Source organism: Streptomyces sp. NPDC029139 (genome assembly GCF_055564335.1).
Window position 1 is genome coordinate 223,320 of the sequence record NZ_JBVHWN010000006.1, and the last position, 18,658, is coordinate 241,977.

The 18,658-nt window shown below is 72.9% G+C and carries 14 protein-coding genes and 1 pseudogene; 9 read left to right on the plus strand and 6 right to left on the minus strand.

Features of this window, described 5'->3' with window-relative positions:
* Positions 1-131: 131 nt before the first annotated feature.
* Entirely contained in the window at positions 132-1,118 is a 987-nt protein-coding gene (gene pgfA / locus ACZ4VW_RS16850) for a cell envelope lipid trafficking protein PgfA (protein WP_467962926.1), read from the minus strand.
* Between the two features lie 184 nt (positions 1,119-1,302).
* On the opposite strand from pgfA, the gene ACZ4VW_RS16855 reads away from it, so the two are divergent.
* Together ACZ4VW_RS16855 and ACZ4VW_RS16860 are read left to right on the plus strand one after the other, a co-directional pair.
* Positions 1,303-1,455, plus strand: coding sequence for a hypothetical protein (locus ACZ4VW_RS16855; protein ID WP_467962928.1), 153 nt, complete (start codon positions 1,303-1,305; stop codon positions 1,453-1,455).
* The gene (locus tag ACZ4VW_RS16860; RefSeq protein ID WP_467962930.1) at positions 1,452-2,660 is read left to right on the plus strand and encodes a PucR-like N-terminal domain-containing protein; all 1,209 of its coding nucleotides are present in this window, start codon (positions 1,452-1,454) and stop codon (positions 2,658-2,660) included. The genes ACZ4VW_RS16855 and ACZ4VW_RS16860 overlap by 4 nt, the downstream gene beginning before the upstream one ends.
* A gap of 62 nt (positions 2,661-2,722) precedes the next feature.
* On the opposite strand, the gene ACZ4VW_RS16865 is transcribed toward ACZ4VW_RS16860, so the two are convergent.
* From ACZ4VW_RS16865 to ACZ4VW_RS16875, 3 genes are all read right to left on the minus strand, one after another.
* Complete coding sequence (locus tag ACZ4VW_RS16865) at positions 2,723-4,306, minus strand: carboxylesterase/lipase family protein (RefSeq protein WP_467962932.1); 1,584 nt, start codon at positions 4,304-4,306, stop codon at positions 2,723-2,725.
* Positions 4,307-4,408: 102 nt separating this feature from the next.
* The gene (surE, locus tag ACZ4VW_RS16870; RefSeq protein WP_467962934.1) at positions 4,409-5,329 is read right to left on the minus strand and encodes a 5'/3'-nucleotidase SurE; all 921 of its coding nucleotides are present in this window, start codon (positions 5,327-5,329) and stop codon (positions 4,409-4,411) included.
* A gap of 254 nt (positions 5,330-5,583) precedes the next feature.
* A complete protein-coding gene (locus ACZ4VW_RS16875; RefSeq protein ID WP_467962937.1) occupies positions 5,584-6,861 on the minus strand; it encodes an MFS transporter in 1,278 nt (425 codons plus the stop codon).
* A 584-nt stretch (positions 6,862-7,445) separates the two neighbouring features.
* On the opposite strand from ACZ4VW_RS16875, the gene ACZ4VW_RS16880 reads away from it, so the two are divergent.
* The 3 genes from ACZ4VW_RS16880 to ACZ4VW_RS16890 all read left to right on the plus strand — a co-directional run bounded on the left by ACZ4VW_RS16880 (position 7,446) and on the right by ACZ4VW_RS16890 (position 10,991).
* Complete coding sequence (locus ACZ4VW_RS16880; protein ID WP_467962939.1) at positions 7,446-8,171, plus strand: phosphatase PAP2 family protein; 726 nt, start codon at positions 7,446-7,448, stop codon at positions 8,169-8,171.
* A 98-nt stretch (positions 8,172-8,269) separates the two neighbouring features.
* Positions 8,270-9,823, plus strand: coding sequence for a carboxylesterase/lipase family protein (locus ACZ4VW_RS16885; RefSeq protein ID WP_467962941.1), 1,554 nt, complete (start codon positions 8,270-8,272; stop codon positions 9,821-9,823).
* A 160-nt stretch (positions 9,824-9,983) separates the two neighbouring features.
* Positions 9,984-10,991 carry a LacI family DNA-binding transcriptional regulator gene (locus tag ACZ4VW_RS16890; RefSeq protein ID WP_467962943.1) on the plus strand — a complete coding sequence of 336 codons (1,008 nt, stop codon included), beginning with the start codon at positions 9,984-9,986 and terminating at the stop codon, positions 10,989-10,991.
* A gap of 227 nt (positions 10,992-11,218) precedes the next feature.
* Here ACZ4VW_RS16890 and ACZ4VW_RS16895 read toward each other — a convergent pair whose 3' ends face one another.
* Both ACZ4VW_RS16895 and ACZ4VW_RS16900 read right to left on the minus strand, forming a co-directional pair.
* Positions 11,219-11,962: a phosphatase PAP2 family protein gene (locus ACZ4VW_RS16895; RefSeq protein ID WP_467962945.1), complete on the minus strand. Its 744-nt coding sequence runs from the start codon at positions 11,960-11,962 to the stop codon at positions 11,219-11,221.
* 226 nt (positions 11,963-12,188) lie between these two features.
* The gene (locus ACZ4VW_RS16900; protein WP_467962947.1) at positions 12,189-13,142 is read right to left on the minus strand and encodes an alpha/beta hydrolase fold domain-containing protein; all 954 of its coding nucleotides are present in this window, start codon (positions 13,140-13,142) and stop codon (positions 12,189-12,191) included.
* A 353-nt stretch (positions 13,143-13,495) separates the two neighbouring features.
* On the opposite strand from ACZ4VW_RS16900, the gene ACZ4VW_RS16905 reads away from it, so the two are divergent.
* From ACZ4VW_RS16905 to ACZ4VW_RS16920, 4 genes and pseudogenes are all read left to right on the plus strand, one after another.
* Positions 13,496-13,879 carry an ATP-binding protein gene (locus ACZ4VW_RS16905; RefSeq protein ID WP_467962949.1) on the plus strand — a complete coding sequence of 128 codons (384 nt, stop codon included), beginning with the start codon at positions 13,496-13,498 and terminating at the stop codon, positions 13,877-13,879.
* Between the two features lie 112 nt (positions 13,880-13,991).
* Positions 13,992-15,626, plus strand: a pseudogene (locus tag ACZ4VW_RS16910) (AMP-binding protein); the annotation flags it as partial.
* Positions 15,612-16,289, plus strand: a complete 678-nt coding sequence (locus tag ACZ4VW_RS16915) for an acyl-CoA thioesterase (RefSeq protein WP_467963191.1) — start codon at positions 15,612-15,614, stop codon at positions 16,287-16,289. The pseudogene ACZ4VW_RS16910 and the gene ACZ4VW_RS16915, both read left to right, overlap by 15 nt.
* The gene (locus ACZ4VW_RS16920) at positions 16,280-18,646 is read left to right on the plus strand and encodes an oxidoreductase (protein WP_467962951.1); all 2,367 of its coding nucleotides are present in this window, start codon (positions 16,280-16,282) and stop codon (positions 18,644-18,646) included. Before ACZ4VW_RS16915 ends, ACZ4VW_RS16920 begins: the two co-directional genes overlap by 10 nt.
* Positions 18,647-18,658 lie beyond the last annotated feature (12 nt).

Below are 18,658 nucleotides of genomic sequence, written 5' to 3' on the forward strand. Positions count from 1 at the left end.
AGGTGGGGACGTGAGGGGGACTGCGGGGAACGGTGGGGGTGACCGGGAGGGGCCGTGCTCGGTTGGGTACGCCAGTCTTCGGTACGTGCTCGATCTGGGGCTACTCACCGGTATGACAACTTCCGCCTTGCTCAGGTGGACTGATTCGTCATCAAGTGAGCGCTCGGCGGAACGTCCGGTTCGGTCCGGCGCCCCCGGACGACAAGTGCCCCGCCGACCAGCGCGAGCACCAGACCGAGCACCCCGGCCCCCAGGGGCGCCGTGCTGCCGAGCAGCTCCAGCTTCCTGCTGTCCGCCGAGGCCAGCTCCACCTGCTGCCGCTGGGTGCGGTCCGTGAAGGCGATCTTGTCGCTCGACAACAGGACGACCGCGTCCTTCCGCGCTCCTGGAGCGCGCAGCGTCTTCCGCGGTCCGATGGCCGCGTAGACGATGCGTCCGGTGCGCCGGTCCGCGACCAGCTCGATCCTGCTGTTGGAGTACCACTCCTCGGCGAGCACCTGGGGTGTCTTCGGCCTGCCGACCAGCCGCCCCGGCACCTGCCGCACGCCCGTCCTGGTGGGCGGGACACTGCCGGTGAAGCGCAGACCCTCGTAGCCCCGCACGGTGCTGGGGCCCGCGTAGCGGAGTCGTACGACACCGCCGAGGGTGCCGTCCCACCAGCGGTAGCCGCGCTCCTCGACGTCGAAGGGGAACTTCAGGTACGCCTCGCCGTCGAAGACGGGCGACTCGCGGCAGCAGTGCACCGGTTCATTCGTCCGCCGGTCGGTCACCCAGCGCTCGAGCGTCCACTGGAGCGAGTCGCGGGTGTCGGCGGCCGGCAGTGTGGCGTCGGTGTCGACCGAGGTGGACACGTCCCACACCGCGTTGCCGCTCCGCACGCTGTCCGCGACATCGCCGCGGACCTGGCGTGTGATGGTGATCCGCCGGTCGTGCACCGTCTTGAGCAGCGAGGTGTCGAAGTAGCTGCCGGTGCCGGTGAAGACGGTGGTCGTGTCGACGTCGACCGGGGTGCGCTTGGCGTGCGGCTGGACGTACGTCACCAGCAACGGGGCCAGGACCAGCAGGAACACCCCTGCTCCCAGCAGGATCAGGGACATGGGTGAAGCGGTACGACGCATCCGGGCACTCCTGTTTCGAGAAACTCGCACGGAGACGCACGGACCCCAGGGCCGGTCGAGCCCTTGTGGCTGGAGACGGTAGGGAGCCCCTTGACGGATTGTCAATGACCCGTCAAGACTGACGCTCGACCGGCGGGGGCCGGCCGGGGTGGGATCGTCTCCAACGAGGAGCTGACCCGACACAATGCGCAGACTGCTCGCCGCATCGACGACCGTTGTGATCGCCGCGGCACTCGCCGTGGGCACCGCCTTCGGGATCGTGGCACTGCTGGATGCCACCCCCGAGCAGCCCAACGTCCCCCTGATCACCTACGACACGGCCCAGCCGCTCCGATGAACTGTCCTTCCTGGAGTGAGGTGCCCCGGCCGAAGGTGGAGCGGTTCGCCGCGATCGCCCTGGCCGGGGCGGCGGATCTGGCCCAGGCCATCCTGCGGGAGATCCGGAGCGACTTCCCCGAACTACGGCTCGTGGAGGGCGAGTCGGGTGAGCCGATGGCGCTCGTGGGCATCCGGCGTGCCATCGAGGGATTCGTCCAGCACCTGGCCTCCGGGGCGGCCGATCCCCGGGTGCCACCCGCGGTCTTCCAGGAGTTCGGCAGAGGAGAGGGGCTGAACGGCCGCAGTCTCGACTCCCTTCAGGCCGTCTACCGACTCGGGGTGCGCCTCGCCTGGCGAAGGTTCGCCGAGATCGGTCAGCAGGTCGACATCGCCGCGCCCGCCATGTACGAACTCGCCGAATCCGGTTTCGAGTACCTGGACGGGCTCGTCGAGCAGTCGGTGCGCGGATACGCGGAGGCGGCCGCCCGGCAGGCGAGCGAACGCCTGCGGCTGCAACGGCAGTTGATCGACCTCCTGCTGTCCGGGCAGCGCGGTGACGCTGCGCACACCCTCGGCGAACGAGCTGCCCGCATCGGCTGGGAGCTGCCCGCCACCATCGCCGTGGGCGTACTGATCCGGCCGGCGAGGGAGGCCGTCGCCCCCGCCGTGGGCCAGGGCATCCTCCTCGACATGGAGAGCGAACAGCCCCGCATGGTCATCCCCGAGCCGGACGCCGGGGGCCGCGCGGACCTGGTGCGCAGGGCCACCACCGGCTGGTCCGGCGCGATCGGGCCGTCGGTGCCGCTCGCGGCCGCGGCGACGTCCCTGCGGTGGGCGGAGACCGCCGTGCGGTTGATCGAGGACGGTCTCCTGCCCCGGGGTGAGGTGCAGTACTGCACCGATCGCACCGAGGAACTCGTCCTGCTGCCCTCCCGGGAGCTGATCGATGCCGCGGCCCCGCGCTGCCTGACCCCGCTTCAGGACGTCGGCCCGGCGCAGGCCCGCCGCCTCGCCGCGACCCTGCTCGCCTGGATCGAGACCTCCGGCGGCGCCCCGGAGGTCGCGAACCGCCTCGGCGTGCACCCCCAGACGGCCCGCTACCGGCTGCGGCAGATCCGTGAACTGTGGGGTGACGCCCTCGACGACCCGGACCGCCGCTTCGAGATGCTCCTGGTCCTCCGCGCCCGACGCCTGCGCGGCGAACTGTCCACGGGTCCCGACTGACGCGGGCGACGCCGGGCCACCGCACACCGGCAGGTGGGCGGTGGCCCGGCGTCGTCACACCGTCACAGCGGCGAACGAGGCGGTCGGTTCCCCCAGAAGCCGCACTGATGGTCCGCCAGGAACGACGTACTCGTCCGCGTCGACGTCGGGTGCAGCGTGAGGACCGTCCCGCTTCCGGTCGCGGGCCAGACCGTCTGCCCCGGTACCGCCGGCGAGCCGAAGCGGGCGAAGGCAGCCCAGTAGCGCTTCATCCGCGTCGCGAGCGCCACCTGGATCGAGGTCAGCGGCCGGTCGCCCGCCGTGAAGTCGTGCAGATAGGCGAGCTCGGCACTGTGCGCGTTCGACATGTCCAGCCCCGGAACCTGCGCACCCGCCAACGTCGGGGACTCCGGGTCGTCGAACTCGTAGACGTACGTCGGCACCTGGGAGGCGAAGAGCCGCGCCGTCCACGCGGTGTGGCAGGCGAAGGAGGAGTCGGTCATGACCGCCGACAGCGCCAGGTACGGCGACCCGTACACCGGGACCGGATAGCGGGCGAGCACCTTCGGGCCCGCCGTTCCGTACGCCGCCAGGACCTGCGCCTCGTACTCCGCCTCCGTCAGCCTCGGCTGCGACAGCGCCACGAACAGCCGCGACTCGGCGCGGGTGCTCCCGATCATCACCGGCACCTTGTTCCACTTCCCGCTGCCGATCGCGGTGGCCGGATCCACGGGCAACAGCCCGTCACCCGAGGCCGGCCCCGGCGTCGGCACCGTGCGCGCCGCCTCGACCAGCGCCGCCGCCGGGGCGGCACGCAGACAGGCGGCGACCGTGCCCGGATCGTCGCAGCCCGCCCGCCCGGCGACCTCGCGAGCCTGTGACTCGGCCCGCGCGAGGTCGGGCGTACCGATCAGCGTGCACGGCCCGCTCTGCAACACGGCGCGGTGGAACAGCCCGGACGCCGAGGGCGCGGCCAGCAGCCCGCAGACCGAAGCGCTGCCCGCCGACTGCCCGGAGACCGTCACGTTGCCGGGGTTCCCGCCGAACGCCGCGATGTTCTGCCGCGTCCAGCGCAGCGCTTCGACCTGGTCCAGCAGGCCGAAGGAGCCGGTACCCCATGCGTTCTCGCGCGCCAGCTCCGGAAGCGCCAGATAACCCAGCCGGCCGAGCCGGTAGTTGACGCTGACCACGACGCTGTCCGTGAGATCGGCCATCGTCCGGCCGCCGAACTGGGTGCCCGTGCCCATGGTGTACGCGCCCCCGTGGATCCAGAGGATCACCGGGAGCCGGGACCCGGCCCGGGCTCCCCTCGGGCGGTACACGTCCAGGTAGAGGCAGTCCTCGCTGGCGGCCGAGGGGTCCGCGATCCCGAACGGCATGAACTGCACACAGGCCGGCGCTTGCCGGTCCGCCTCTCTCACGCCGCTCCAGCGGCGAGGCTCCCGCGGCGCCCGCAGACGGTCCTCCCCGACCGGGGGAGCGGCATAGGGGACACCGAGGAACTCCTGCGCCCCGTCGCGGTTCTGTCCGCGCAGCGCGCCCTGCGCGACCGTCACCACCGGGCGGTGCGGGCCGCCCGCCGAAGCGGAAGCCGAGGCGGAGGCGGAGGCCGAGCGGGTCCCGGGCGTCGCGGCCACGGCCGGGACGGCCGACGTGAGCAGTGCCACCAGAGCGAGGGCCGTGCTGAGCAGGGGTCTTGCCGAAGTGGGCCGATTTCCGGACCGCTTCATCCGTCCTCCTGACGTGGGCTGGGGTGGGTGGAGCGGGGGTCAGGGACGCAGACCGGCGATCAGGGTGGACGTGACGGCGTGGTCGGCGGGGCCGGTGTTCCAGTCGGCACTCATCGGGCTGACGGCGATCCGGCCCGCGCTGACGGCTTCCACGTCTCCGCCCTTCGCCGGCGGACGCAAGTCCACGGTCACCCCGACCTTCCAGGTGCCGTCCCCGGAGTCGGTGAAGTCCGGTTCGAGGATCGTCTGCGGATCCTGGAACGTGGTCGACACGCCGGAGGCGGTGCCCTTGCCGTCAGCGCCGACGACCGGGTGGTTCACGTTCAGGCCGACGCCCTTCGGCAGCAGCGGCCCGGACTTCGCCCGCGTACGCAGCCGGTCGATGAGCTTGACGGCGAAGTCGAGCGTCGGGCCCATCGCGTTGACGGTGGTGACCGGATCGGGCACCGAGAGGCCGCCCGTGCTCAGTGCGATGGCGGGTACGCCGGACTCCACCGCCGCGACGGCGCCGCCGACCGTGCCGGAGTGGCTGGCGAGACCGGCCACGTTCGGCCCGAAGTTGGTGCCGGACACCACCAGGTCCGGGGCGCGGTCCTCGAACACCTCGGAGAGACCGAAGGCCACCGAGTCGCCCGGGCTGCCGTCGACGGCCCACACCTTCGGTTCGGGGTGCTTCACCGTGATGGTGGGGGCGCTCGACATCTTCGTGCCGGTACCGCTCTGGTTGGTGAGCGGGGCGACGATCGTGACGTCGTGCCCGGCGGCGGTCAGCCGCTCGAACGCCTTGCGGATGCCCGGCGCGTTGTAGCCGTCGTCGTTGGTGAGCAGGATCCGCAGCGGAGCGGCGGGGGCCGCGGGCGCCGGGGCGGTCCCGGACGAGGCGAGCGCGGGTGCCGTTCCCACGAGGGCCGCGGTGCACAGGATCAGCGTGGCCGGCGGCAGAACTCGCTTGCTTCTCACAGGGGCTCCTAGGAAGAGGGGGGAGGGGGTGACGATGTGGTGGTACGAGGGTGTGGTGGCGCGATGAGGTGGTGCGGGGCCGGCGGACACGTGACCCTGGCGTGTGCCCGCCGGAGTACGGGTCGGGCGGCGTCGGTGCGGGACGCGGCCGACAGGGCCCCGGCCTCTTCGCCGGATCGCCGGATCGCCCGGCCCTGTCGGTATGACAGGACATGGCACCGGCGCCCGGTCCGCCGCGGAGGGCCCAGCGTGGCTCAGCGCACGCTGCGGATCGGGAGGATGGCGAGCGCGCCGATCAGCGACAGCGCGCCGCCGGCCAGGAACAGCGGGGTGTACCCGCCCAGCGCGGTGACGATGGCGGAGGCGACGAAGGGAGCGACGATCTGCGGACCGGCGTTCGCGATGTTCAGGACGCCCATGTCGCGGGCCGCGTCCTCCGCGCGGGGGAGGACCAGGGTGACGAGCGCGGTGTCGACGGCCATGAAGCAGCCGAAGGCGAGCCCGTTGAGCGCACTGAACACGAGCATTCCGGTCCAGGTCGGGCTGATGACGGGCACCGCCATGACCAGCCCGGCCAGCGCCGCCGAGACGCCGACGAACACCTTGCGACGGTTCCAGCGATCGGACAGCAGGCCGCCGACGACGGTGGACAGCGCCACCGCGACCATCGACACCGGGGTGAGGATGGCGATCGCCGCGGGCGGCGTCATTCCGGCGGGCAGGGAGATGTGGTCGCCCAGGATGTAGAGCTGGTAGCCGACGACGGAGAAGTAGCCCAGCACCATCAGGGCGCGGCCGATGAAGGCCCAGCGGAAGTCGTGGTTGGCCAGCGCGGAGAGGAACGCCGCGAGTTGAGACCCCTTGGCCGCCTTCGGCGCGGGCTCGGTACGGGGGGTGTCACGGCAGAAGACGGAGAGGAGCAGGGCGGCCACGGCGACGATCGCGCCGAAGACCAGGTATCCGGTACGCAGATGCGTCGCCGTCTGCGAGGCGATGAGGACGCCGACGGTACCGCCGATCGGCATGCCCAGTCCCACCAGCGCGGACGCCGTGCCGCGGCGGGCCGCGGGGACGCGGTCGGGGACGATCGCGGTGACCGCCGCCTGGTAGGTGTTCATCGTCGCCTGGACCAGGCACCAGCCGATGCCGACGAGCAGCGCGGTGGTGACACTGCCGAGCAGGGCCAGGGCGAGCAGGGCGCCGAGCGCACCGCCGAGGATCCAGGGGTTGCGGCGGCCGCTGCGGTCGGAGAGGGCGCCGGCGATCGGATTGAAGGCGGTCGCGAAGATGGCGCTGATGCCGCCGATCAGGCCCAGGACGGCGACCTTGTCGTCGGGGGCGATCGCGGCGACCTGGGTCGGCAGGAGGACGGAGCCGACGCCCAGGTAGACCGCCATCATGGCGGAGTTGGCGACCAGCAGCAGGAGCATGAGCCCGCGCTGGCGTGGAGCTTCCGGTTCCGCGGTGGTGACGGCGCTGTCGGTGCCCGTGGCGGGTGGGTCGATCGGATCGGTGAGCTCGTTCGTGGCCATGACGACTCCTGGGAGGACGGAGTGGGAGCTGGAGCGGTGCGGGACCGGGGGTCGGCCGGGGTGCGGGCCGTGGGACATCGCTTCCGGTACACGCGGGGGCGGTACACGGGAGACGCCGCGTGAGCGGTCGCGGGGGTGGCGGTGTCACCGGAAGCCGTTGCGGACGGCTGTGGCCGACAAGGTGTTGTTACACGTGTCACCCGCAGGGCTTGGAGACTGTGTAGCACCCAATCCCGCGTCCCGCCAGTGCCTGTGCCCGGTCGCTGCGCAGATCGTGACCGAGGCGAGAACCGCATGTCGGGCACGTGTAACCACTCGGGCCCGGTGCTGACCTGGGCCGTCGTGTCTCGTCACCCTCTTGCCCTTGTGGCAGCGGTCAAGCATCCGCCATACTCCGTGCCGCACCGCGACGACCGCCCCACGGCTCCGGTGCTCCGGCCGGCCCGTGCGGCCGTACGGGGCCTCCGCCGCGACCCCCCTTCCGCGGCTCAGCGCCTCCGCTTTCGCGTTCTCCCTTCCGCATCCCCGCGCCCGTCCTCCCGCGCGCCCCACCGCTCCGGGTGAAACACCGTGAAAGGCCCGCCATGCTGCCGTGCCCACCCGACGCCGTGCCGCCCCCGCCCCCGCGTCCCGTACACCCTCCCCGCCACCATCTCCCGGCCGCTCCGCCGCGCCACGCGCTCGCCGCCGGCAGCGCGCTCCTCCTCGCGCCGCTCCTGGTCGGGCTGTTGCTCCGGGTCGTCGACCGCCCGTTCTTCCAGGGGCTCGACGATCGGTGGGCGGCCTCGATGGACGGCTCGCCCGCCGGCGCGGCCACCGGCTTCGCCACCGTCCTCGACCGGCTCGGTGGTCCGCTCGGCATGATCCTGCCGCTGATGCTGTGCGGCTGCCTGTGCGTCTACGGGCGCTGGCGCTCCGGCCTGTACGTGTTCGCGGCCGACGTTCTCGCCAACATGGCCGTGGTGCTGCCCCTCAAGCAGTTCGTCGACCGTCCGCGCCCGCCGTTTCCCTGGGTCCTCGTCAACGACGGCTCGTACCCCTCCGGCCAGGTCTTCACTGCCGTGACCTTGGTCGTCGCGGCAGCGGTGGTGGTGTTCCCGCCCCGTGCGCGACGCTGGTGGTGGCTGTTCGGCGCCCTGTACGTCGTCGCGATGATGTGGAGCCGCACCTGGCTGCACGCCCAGTGGCTCAGCGACACCCTGGCCGGCGCGCTGGCCGGAGCCGGAGCCTGCCTGCTCCTGTGGCGGGTCTTCGAGCCCCTGCTGACGACGGAGGCGGAACGCACGGCGGCCAACAGCCTCTGGCTGTGAAGGTGGTTGTATAGCGAATCATTGACGGTCGAAGAATTTGCGCCATACTCTCGCCGGGTCGGTGCGCGTTCGGCGCCCGACCCAGGAAGGATCGGCTCATGGCTCTCACCCCAGGCCCGGATCGCACGCTGGTCGACCTCCCCGCAGGACGCCTGCGCGGCGCGATCGAAAGCGGGGTCACCGTGTTCCGCGCCGTGCCCTACGCCGCACCCCCGGTCGGCGGCCTGCGCTGGCGCCCCGCCCAGCCGCACCCGGGCTGGAGCGGAACCCGGGACGCGACCGTCGACGGCCCCAGCGTGCCGCAGCTGTACATGGAGGGCGGGGACCCGGTCCTCGGCGGCCATGGATCGCCACCCTTCGACGAGGACAGCCTGACCCTCGACGTCTGGACCCCGGCGGCCGACGAGGCCCGCCGCCCGGTGCTCCTCTGGATCCACGGCGGCGGCTTCGTCTCGGGCTCCGGATCGATGCCGAACTACTCGGGCGAGACCTTCGCCCGCGACGGCGACCTCGTGGTGGTGAGCATCAACTACCGCATCGGGCCGTTGGGCTACCTCTACACCGGCCCCGAGGACGGCAACCCCGAAGGAGCCGGCAACCCGTGGCTCAGCGACCAGCTCGCCGCCCTCCGCTGGACCGTGGCGCACATCGCCTCGTTCGGCGGTGACCCGGAGAACATCACCGTCGCCGGGCAGTCGGGCGGCGCCCTGTCCGCGGCCGCCCTGGCCGGACTCCCCGAGACTCAAGGGCTGATCAGGCGCGTGATCCTGCAGAGCCCGCCCTTCGGTCTCGACCTCCCCGACCCGGACGCGGCCCTGGAACGGACGGCCGCCTACCTGGAGCTGGCCGGCGTCAAGACCGTCGCGGAACTGCGCGAACTGCCCTGGCCCGCACTGATCGGCGCGGCCGGCGGGTTGTTCGCCCGTACGTCGAGCTGGGGCTACTGGCCGACCCCGTTCCTGCCCGTCATCGACGGGGTCACCCTGACGCGCCACCCGGTGGAGGCACTGCTGCACGGGGCCGCGACCGGCATCGACGTGATGATCGGCTGGACCCGCGAGGAGTCCAACTTCGGCTTCGCCCTCGACCCGGCGTACGCCGCCGCCGACCGGGACCGGGTGATCGCCCGCATCGCCGAGACCTTCGGGTCCGAAGCCGCGCCCGGGGTGTACGCGGAGTACGAACGGACCCGGCCCGGCGCGCGCCCCGCCGATGTGCTGATGGACCTGATCACGGACGAACTCTTCCGCGTCCCCGCCGTGCGACTCGCCGAGGCCAGGGCGGACGTGGGGCGCCCCGTCCGGGCTTACCAGTTCGACCTCCCCACGCCGGCGCACGACGGTCGCCTCGGCGCCGCCCACTGCCTCGAACTCCCCTTCGCCTTCGCCAACTTCGACCGGTGGGCGCACGCGCCCTTCCTGGCCGGGCTCGACCCCGCGGTCCGCGACGGGCTCGCGCACACCATGCATCAGGCGTGGATCGCGTTCGCTCGCACCGGCGACCCGAACCACGCCGCGATGCCGACGTGGGACCCGTACGGCGCGCACACACGCACCACGATGCGCTTCGACTCGGTGGTGACCGCTCTCGGAGACCTCGCCGGTGACTCGCGTCGCCTGCACGCCGCGGTGGCGCGACCCCTCACGGCGTAACGCGAACGCCCCCGGCGTGTCAGCGGGAGCGGCGGAACAGTGGTGGTCCGGGCGCTGTCGCGCGCGGACCACCACAGTCGTGATCTAACTCGTGTAACCTCGGAGGTGGAAGAAGGTACGACGCAGGCCGAACCCAGCGCAAGGAGTGTCAAGGGACGTCATGGCAGAAGAAACCCCCGTCCCCGCCTCGATCACGAGCGCCGATGTGGCCCGCCTCGCCGGGGTGTCCCGCGCCACCGTCTCCTTCGTACTCAACAACACCCCGGGCCATCGGGTCAGCGAGACCACCCGCGTCCGCGTCCTCGACGCGGCGGACCGGCTCGGTTACGTCCCGCACGCCGCCGCCCGGTCCCTGCGTGCCGGGCGGAGCAATCTCGTCCTGATGCCCGCCTCGATCTCCGCGATCGGCCGGCTCGTCAGCGACTGGGTCGACGACCTGCACAGCGAACTCGACCGTCACGGCTACACGGCCGTCCTCCACGCGGGCCGCTTCGGCAACCCCCTCGACGCCGCCCGCGCCTGGGCGGAACTGCGCCCGGCGGCGGTCGTCGCGCTCGACGGTGACAGCCTGACCGCGCAGGCCGCCGAGTTGCTGCGCCGCGCCGGAGTGCGCGGCTTGCTGGCTTTCGCGTCCCGCCCCGTGCCCGGGGTCCACACCATCGGCTTCGATCACGCCCGTATCGGCGCCACGGCCGCCGAGCACCTGATCGCCCGCGGCCGGAGCCGTATCGGCGTCGTCATGCCCCAGGAGCGCGGCCTCGACGCCTTCGCCCGACCGCGCCTCGCGGGAGCCGAATCGGTCGCGGCCCGGCACATGGCCACCGTCACTCCGGTGGAGCTCGCCTACACCAGGGAGTCCGCGGCCGCGCTCGCCGGCCGCTGGGCGGGCCTGGACCTCGACTCCGTCTTCGCCTACAACGACGAGTACGCCGCACTTCTCCTGCACGCCCTCAAGGCCGAGGGCATCGCGGTGCCGGACGAGGTGGCGATCGTCGGCTCCGACGACCTCGTCCTCTCGGCGTTCCAGCAGCCCGCGCTCAGCACGATCCGCCTGGACCTGGCGTCACCGGCCCAGATCGCGGACGCCCTGCACGAGCTGATCGAGACCGGCTCGACCGCGCCGCTCCCCGCCATAGAGGCCGTACTCGTCCACCGCCAGACCTCCTGAGCCACCTCCCCGCCCGCCCCAACGGCTGCGCCACGCGTCAGCCGCCCCGTGCGCGCCGGCCCACGGAGCGGCCCGAGGGCGAGCGTGGCCGCCGAGCGGGAGTACGAGAGCCGTGTCGTCGACCGCTTCGCGGGGCCCGGGGCCCGGGGCGACGTTCGCTCACGACGGCGGCGGCCCCCGGCCCGTACGGTTCACCGGCCGGGAGACGCCGCCTTCACCTACGGCCCCTACGGCACCACAGGTGCCGCGACCGGCGTGCTCGCGGCCGGCCCCCGGCGCTCGCGGAGCGACTCCCGGGCGAGCGCGGGGGCGCAGAGCCACCACGCCAGGAGACCCGCGCCCGCACCGGCGGCCGCTCCGGCCGCCGTGTCGGTGAGCCAGTGCGCGTGCAGCCAGGTACGGCTCCACATCATGGCCAGCGTGAAGAGGATGCCCCCGAGCCACCAGGCTCGTCGCCGCGCGGCCGGGATCAGCAGTACCCCGATGAGGACGACGAGCAGTGCCGCCCCGGCCGCATGGCCGGACGGGAACGAGCCGTGGTCGACCCGGACCAGCGGGTTCGCCGGACGCGGCCGGTCCACCAGGTGCTTGAGCCCCTGGACGACGAGCAGATGGCCGGCGAAGTAGACGCCGAGCAGGAAGCCGACCGAGGTCCAGCGCCGGCGCAGCAGCAGGAGGAGGAGCAGGGCGAGCGGTACGACGACGCCCAGCGGGCCGCCGAACCAGTCCAGGGCCGTGGCCAGTACGGCGTACGGCCCGTCGTGCGGGCCGCCCATCCAGGCCAGCCACTGGTCGTCCAGACCCTGGAACGGCGGGTTCGTCGGGTCGGGTCGGACGACGAAGGCCGGCAGTGCGGCGGCGCCGAGCAGCAGGAGCCCCGCCATCAGGAGACCGGCGCGGCGGCGCGGGGCCGCCGCGTGGGCGGGCGGTCTTTCGACGACGGGGGAGGGGGCGGCCGATTTCGTGGACATGGGTGCCTCTCGTGACCGCGGGGGTGGGCCCGCGGCCCTTGGGTGGCCGGGGGGCTCGGAAGGACCGGGCCCCCCGGGCGGAACAGGACTGCGACGGAACATGACCGCGTCGGGAACGGAAGCGCGTCGGAAGGGAGCGGCGGCGCGGTTGGGTGAGCGGCGGCGCGGTTGGGTGAGCGGCGGCGCGGGTGGGCGGGGGAGCGGGGCGCAGGGCCGGGTGGGGGCCTCAGGCCCCTGGGTTCAGATGCCGGGCCAGGAACGCGACGCTCTCCGCGACGATCTCCGGGATGTCGGCGGAGCCCAGGAAAATGTGGTCGGCGCCCTCGACGGGCCGCAGGGTCACGTCTCCGCCCGCGCCCGCCAGGGCTTCGGCGAGCGCCTCGCTCTGGCTGAACGGGACCAGGCCGTCCCGCGTGCCGTGGATCAGCAGGAACGGCGGCGGGGTGGAGTCCCGCGCGTACGTCACCGGGCTCGCGGCCAGGGCGAGCGCCGGGCGCTCCGCCTCGGTGCCGCCGAGCAGAGCCTCGTACGGGTCGGGGAACTCGCCGCCCGGGGGCAACCCCGGCAGAGGGTGACCGACCAGGGCGGGCAGGTCGGAGACCCCGTACCAGTCGACGACGGCCCGGACGCCGGTGTCTCCGGTGGCCACCCCGTGGGCGCCCTCCAGCGCTTCCGCGTTCGCACTGCCCGGGCCGACGAGGCCCGCCAGTGCCGCCAGGTGCCCGCCCGCCGACTCGCCCCAGACGGCGATCCGGTGCGGGTCGATGCCGAGGTCGCCGGCGAACCGGCGGATGTACCGGATCGCGGCCTTCACGTCATGCAGCTGGGCCGGGAAGGGGGATTCGAGGCTGTGCCGGTAGTCGACGGAGACGAGCGCGAGCCCGGCGGCCACGACCGATCCGTGCAGCAGCGCGGCCGGCACGGTCGGCGGCGGATAGCGACGGTCACCGTCCAGCCAGCCGCCGCCGTGGATCCACACGACCGCAGCGAACGGGCCTTCACCGGCCGGGACTTGGACGTCGAGAAGCCGGGGACGGTAGCCGGGTGTGGTGGCGTAGGTGACCCCGTCGAAGCGGCGCACCCCGTTCTCGTCCGTCACAGGCGGTGCCGGGGGGTGGTAGGGCGGGGGCGGCCAGGTCATGTCGGCCAGGTCGAGCTCGGCCGGGTGGGATTGCGTCATTGCGGCCCTTCTGCCGGCCCCAGGGTTCGTAACGCTTTGTCCGAAATGCTTGCGCGCCGGACCTGGGGAGACGTAACGTGTTACACGTGTTATCAAAACTCTAGCGACGCATTTCCGCTGCCGACAAGCCCAGTAGCTGTCTGATTTTTGGGTCAGTTACACGAGTGACCCGGCGGTGGCGTCGCATGTCCCCCTGGGAGCACGTCATGCTCACCGCCGCCGCTCATCCCGCATCCCCCGTTCCGGCCCCGGCGCACCCGGCTTCCGGGCATGGGTCTGCCCCCGGTCACGCCCTGGGGCGCGCTCCGGAGCACGCTCCGGGCCCCGCCCTCACGCGGGCCTTCGTTCGCTGGGTGTCCGAGCCCACCCCGGCGACCGTTCCGCTGGTCCGCTCTCGCGTCCGCGCCCTGCTCGAGGGCTGGAGGATCGCCGCCGACCTCGCGGACACCCTCCTCCTGGCGGTCAGTGAGCTCGTCGGCAATGTCGTCCAGCACGCCGCGACCGGCCGGATAGGCGTCGGCGTCTCCTGCGGCGGGGGCTGGCTGTGCCTGCGGGTCGCCGACGGGGCGGCCGGACTGCCTCGGCTGCCCGATCCTGCCGCCGAGGTGGATCCGGATGCCGAGGGCGGGCGAGGTCTGCTTCTGATCGAGCTGATGACCGCCGAGGTGGGAGGCGAACTCGCCGTCGTCGTGCATGAGTTGGGCAAGTGCGTGCGGGTGCGGGTCCCTCTCGCCTGAGTCGCTCGGGCGGTGCGGCGGGGCTTCAAGATATTGCGGAAAGTTGACGGCCGCCAAATTATCGAGATACTTGCCCCATCTCCCCGCTGCTCCCTGATTGAGGTGCCGCCCCATGGAGCTCTCCCCCTCGGCACATGCCGATCCCTTCTGCCGCGACCGGCTGCCCGACTTCTCCCTCTGGCCTCAACTCCACTTCGACCTACCGGAGTTGAACTACCCCGACCGGCTCAACTGCGCCCGCCGCCTGCTCGACGACGCCGTCGAGCGCTGGGGCCCGGACCGTCCCTGTCTGCTGACCCCGACCGAGCGCTGGACCTACGGCGAGCTCCGGCAGCGCGCCGACCAGGTCGCCCAGGTGCTCACCGAGGACCATGGGATCCGGCCCGGAAACCGCGTGCTGCTGCGCGGCCCCAACAACCCCTGGCTCGTCGCCGCGTGGTTCGGCGTCCTCAAGGCCGGCGGTGTGGCCGTCACCACGATGCCGCTCCTGCGTTCCGCCGAACTCGCCGAGCTGTGCGAGATCAGCCGACCGACGGTCGCCGTGTGCGACCACAGATACCTCGCGGAACTCGACGCGGCGGCCCCTCCGGGCCCGCCAGGAAGCCCCGGCCCGCCCGGCCTGCCGGTCATCCCGTACGGGGGCCCGGGCGAGACCGATCTGACCGCCCGCTGCGCCACGAAGGAGGGCCGGTTCACCGCCGTCGAGACCGCGGCCGACGACGTGGCGCTGATCGCCTTCACCTCGGGGACGACAGGGCGCCCCAAGGCGACACTCCACTTCCACCGGGACGTCCTCGCCAACGCCGACACGTTCTCGCGGCACATCCTCAAACCCCGCCCCGACGACGTCTTCACCGGCACACCGCCGCTCGCGTTCACCTTCGGGCTCGGCGGGCTCGTGGTCTTCCCTCTGCACACCGGCGCCGCGACCCTGCTGATCGAGCAGGCCACCCCTCGGCAACTGGCGGATCTCGTCGCGGCGCACGGCGTGACCGTCCTGTTCACCGCGCCGACCGCCTACCGGGCGATCATGGCCGCCGGGGCGACCGGGCAGTTGTCCGGCCTCCGCCGCTGCGTGTCCGCGGGGGAACCCCTGCCGGCCTCCGTCTGGGAGGAGTTCCACGCCGCCACGGGCCTGCGCATCATCGACGGCATCGGCGCCACCGAGATGCTGCACGTCTTCATCTCCGCGGCCGACGAGGACATCCGCCCCGGGTCCACGGGCCGGCCCGTCCCCGGGTACCGCGCCGCGGTGGTCGACGACCAGGGCGATCCGGTGCCCGACGGACAGCCCGGCCTGCTGGCCGTCACCGGCCCCACGGGCTGCCGTTATCTGTCCGACCGGCGCCAGACCACGTACGTCAGGAACGGCTGGAACATCACCGGCGACACCTACATACGGGACGCCGAAGGCTACTTCTGGTACGTCGCCCGCAGCGACGACATGATCGTCTCCTCCGGCTACAACATCGCCGGCCCGGAGGTCGAGAAGGCGCTCGCCGCCCACCCGTACGTCGAGGACTGCGGCGTCGTCGGCGCCCCGGACGAGCGGCGCGGCATGGTCGTCAAGGCGTACGTCGTCCTGAGCGACGGCATGCCGGCGACCGAGGCCACCGTCCGCGAGCTCCAGGCCCACGTCAAACAGGCCATCGCACCGTACAAGTACCCGAGGGCCGTGGAGTTCGTCGCGGAGCTCCCGAAGACCGCCAACGGCAAGCTGCAGCGCGGCGAACTGCGCCGACTCGCCCGGGCCGCGGCCCGGGCCGAGGACACTCGCACGGGCGGCGACCCCACGGCCGCCGGACCCGGCGACACCCGTACAGCGGCCGCCGCACCCGAGAACACCCCCGAGGCCGGCGGGATCGACGGTGTCCGCACCGAGGCCCGCGGAATCGACGGCATCCGCACCGAGGCCGACGCACACGCGAGCAGCCGCGCCGACGGCGCCTCCGAGGCCCTGGTGCCGTGCCTGCCCAGCGTCACCGTCGAACGCCGCGTCGAGTGGCCGGACACGGACGCCGCCGGCCACTACCACCATTCGACCGTCGTCCGCTGGGTCGAGGCCGCCGAGGCCGTGCTGCTGCGCCGCCTGGGACTCTCCCACCTCTTCGGCAGCACGCCCCGCGTCCACTTCGAGGCCGACTACCGCGCTCGGCTCTGGTTCGGCGAGGCCGTCCGCACCGAGCTGCGCGTCACCGAGGTCGGCGCGAGCTCCCTGCACTACGCCTTCACCGTCCTCGGCGAGGAGGGCACGAAGGCCGCCACCGGCCGCATGGTCATCGCCCATTCGGCGGCCCGCGCCACCGGGACCACTCCCTGGCCCGCCGATGTCCGCGAGGTCCTCACCACGGCGGGCCCGCAGGCCCCCGAACTGATCCACAGAACCACAGGAGGCACCCCGTGCGCGTAGCAGTCATCGGAGGAGGGCCCGGCGGCCTGTACTTCGCGGCCCTGGCCAAGCAGCTCTCCCCGGACTGGGAGGTCACCGTGTGGGAACGCAACGCCCCCGACGACACGTTCGGTTTCGGGGTCGTCTTCTCCGACGAGACCCTCGACGGCATCGCGGCCGCCGACCCGGTCGTCCACGCGTCGATGTCGGCGCAGTTCGCCCGCTGGAGCGACATCGACGTCCGCTACCGGGGGCGGACCCTCACCTCCGGCGGACACGGCTTCGCGGCCCTCGGCCGCCGGAGCCTGCTGCGGATCCTCCAGGACCGCTGCGCGGCCCTCGCCGTGGACGTCCGCTACCGCACGCAGGCCCCGCCCGTGGACCGGCTCGCCGCCGAGTACGACCTGGTGGTCGCGTGCGACGGCGTCCGGTCGGCCACCCGCGCCGCCTACGCCGACACCTTCGGCCCCGACCTCGACGAACGTGCCGGCCGCTACATGTGGCTCGGCACCGACAAGGTCTTCGAGGCCTTCACCTTCATCGTCGAGGAGCGGGACTTCGGCACCCTCCAGGTACACGCGTACCCGTACGACGACTCCCGCTCGACCTTCATCGTGGAGCTGGACGAGGACACCTGGCGTCGCGCCGGTTTCGCGGACCGCGCCGACCGGGAGTACCCGCCCGGCGCCAGCGACGAGGAGAGCATCCGGCGCTGCGAGGAGATCCTCGCCGGGCACCTGGACGGCCACCGGCTCCTGCCCAACAACTCCAAGTGGCTCCGCTTCACGACGGTGCGCAACCGCACCTGGCGGCACGAGAACGTGGTGCTCCTCGGGGACGCGGCCCACACCGCCCACTTCTCCATCGGCTCCGGCACCAAGCTCGCCATGGAGGACGCACTCGCCCTCGCGGCCTGCCTGCACGAGCATCCGGACGACGTCCCGGGCGCGCTCGCCGCCTACGAGGACGAACGCCGGCCGGTCGTGGAGTCCACCCAGCGGGCCGCCCAGGCCAGCCTCGAATGGTTCGAGAACATCGACCGCTACACCGGCCAGGACCCCCATCAGTTCGCCTTCAACCTGCTGACCCGCAGTCGCCGCGTCACCTACGGCAATCTGCGCCTCCGCGACGAGGCCTTCACCACCGCCGTCAACACCACCGAGCCCGTCCCGCCGATGTTCCGGCCCTTCCGGATCGGCGGCCTGTACCTGCGCAACCGGGTCGTCGTCCCGCCCACCGCCCTCTCCACCGCCCGTGACGGAGTCCCGGGCGACTTCGACCTCGTCCACCTGAGCACCCAGGCCCTCGGCGGGGCCGGCCTGGTCGTCGCCGGCATGACCGCGGTCGGAGCCGACGCCCGCCCCGACCTCGGCTGCCCGGGCCTGTGGAACGACGCTCACGAGGCCGCCTGGCGACGCATCACCACCTTCGTCCACGGCCAGAGCGACACCTGCCTCGGCATTCAGCTCACCCACGCGGGCCGCCGCGCGGCCACCGGACCCCTGATCGCCGCCTCCCCGCTCCCCTGGGACGAGAACAGCACGGCGCCGCGCGAGGCCACCCGTGCCGACATGGACCTGGTCGTACGGGACTTCGTACGGGCGGCCCAACGCGCCGACCGGGCCGGATTCGACGCGCTGGAACTCCAGTACGGGCACGGGCACCTGCTCTCCGGGTTCCTCTCGCCGCTGACCAACCGGCGCGCCGACGAGTACGGCGGCAGCCTGGCCGGGCGGCTGCGCTTCCCCCTGGAAGTGCTGCGCGCCGTACGGGAGTCATGGCCCGCGGGCAAGGCGCTGCTGGTCCGGATCTCCGCCGCCGACTGGGCGGAGGGCGGCCTGAGCGAGGCCGACGCCGTGGGCATCGCCCGAGCCCTCGCCGAGGCGGGCGCCGACGCCATCGACGTCTCCACCGGCGAGGTCGTCGCGCACGAGCGGCCCCGCTTCGGCCGCAGCTACCAGACGCCGTACGCCGATCTGATCCGCAACGCCACCGGGGTCCCCACCATCGCCGTCGGCGCCATCTCCACGTACGACGACGTGAACTCCATCATCCTGGCGGGCCGTGCCGACCTGTGCGGCGTCGGCCGTGCCCAGCTCCACGACCCGCTGTGGACCCTGCACGCCGCCGCCGCCCAGGGCTATCGCGGCCCGGCCGCTCCCTGGGCACCGTGCTGGAAGGCAGGCAGCGGCCGCCCGCCCGGTACGCGCACGGACCGCGTGCCTCCGCGCCTCGAACTCCTGCGGCAGCCCGCCGCCCCCGTGCACCAGCGCTGGCTGCCGCGCGGGGCCACCATCGCCGCGCCCGCTGAAGCCGCCCCCGCCGCGGCGCCCGCCGAGGGCGCCACCCGCCCGCGCGCGATGAAACGCGCGCGATGAAAGGGGACAATC

What these genes read in the sequence shown, in the direction of transcription:
- ACZ4VW_RS16895 (WP_467962945.1), bottom strand. Translation starts at nt 11,962, where the DNA reads ATGTCCACGAAATCGGCCGCCCCCTCCCCCGTCGTCGAAAGACCGCCC.
- ACZ4VW_RS16880 (WP_467962939.1), top strand. Translation starts at nt 7,446, where the DNA reads ATGCTGCCGTGCCCACCCGACGCCGTGCCGCCCCCGCCCCCGCGTCCC.
- ACZ4VW_RS16875 (WP_467962937.1), bottom strand. Translation starts at nt 6,861, where the DNA reads ATGGCCACGAACGAGCTCACCGATCCGATCGACCCACCCGCCACGGGC.
- ACZ4VW_RS16890 (WP_467962943.1), top strand. Translation starts at nt 9,984, where the DNA reads ATGGCAGAAGAAACCCCCGTCCCCGCCTCGATCACGAGCGCCGATGTG.
- ACZ4VW_RS16885 (WP_467962941.1), top strand. Translation starts at nt 8,270, where the DNA reads ATGGCTCTCACCCCAGGCCCGGATCGCACGCTGGTCGACCTCCCCGCA.
- ACZ4VW_RS16855 (WP_467962928.1), top strand. Translation starts at nt 1,303, where the DNA reads ATGCGCAGACTGCTCGCCGCATCGACGACCGTTGTGATCGCCGCGGCA.
- ACZ4VW_RS16860 (WP_467962930.1), top strand. Translation starts at nt 1,452, where the DNA reads ATGAACTGTCCTTCCTGGAGTGAGGTGCCCCGGCCGAAGGTGGAGCGG.
- ACZ4VW_RS16900 (WP_467962947.1), bottom strand. Translation starts at nt 13,142, where the DNA reads ATGACGCAATCCCACCCGGCCGAGCTCGACCTGGCCGACATGACCTGG.
- pgfA (WP_467962926.1), bottom strand. Translation starts at nt 1,118, where the DNA reads ATGCGTCGTACCGCTTCACCCATGTCCCTGATCCTGCTGGGAGCAGGG.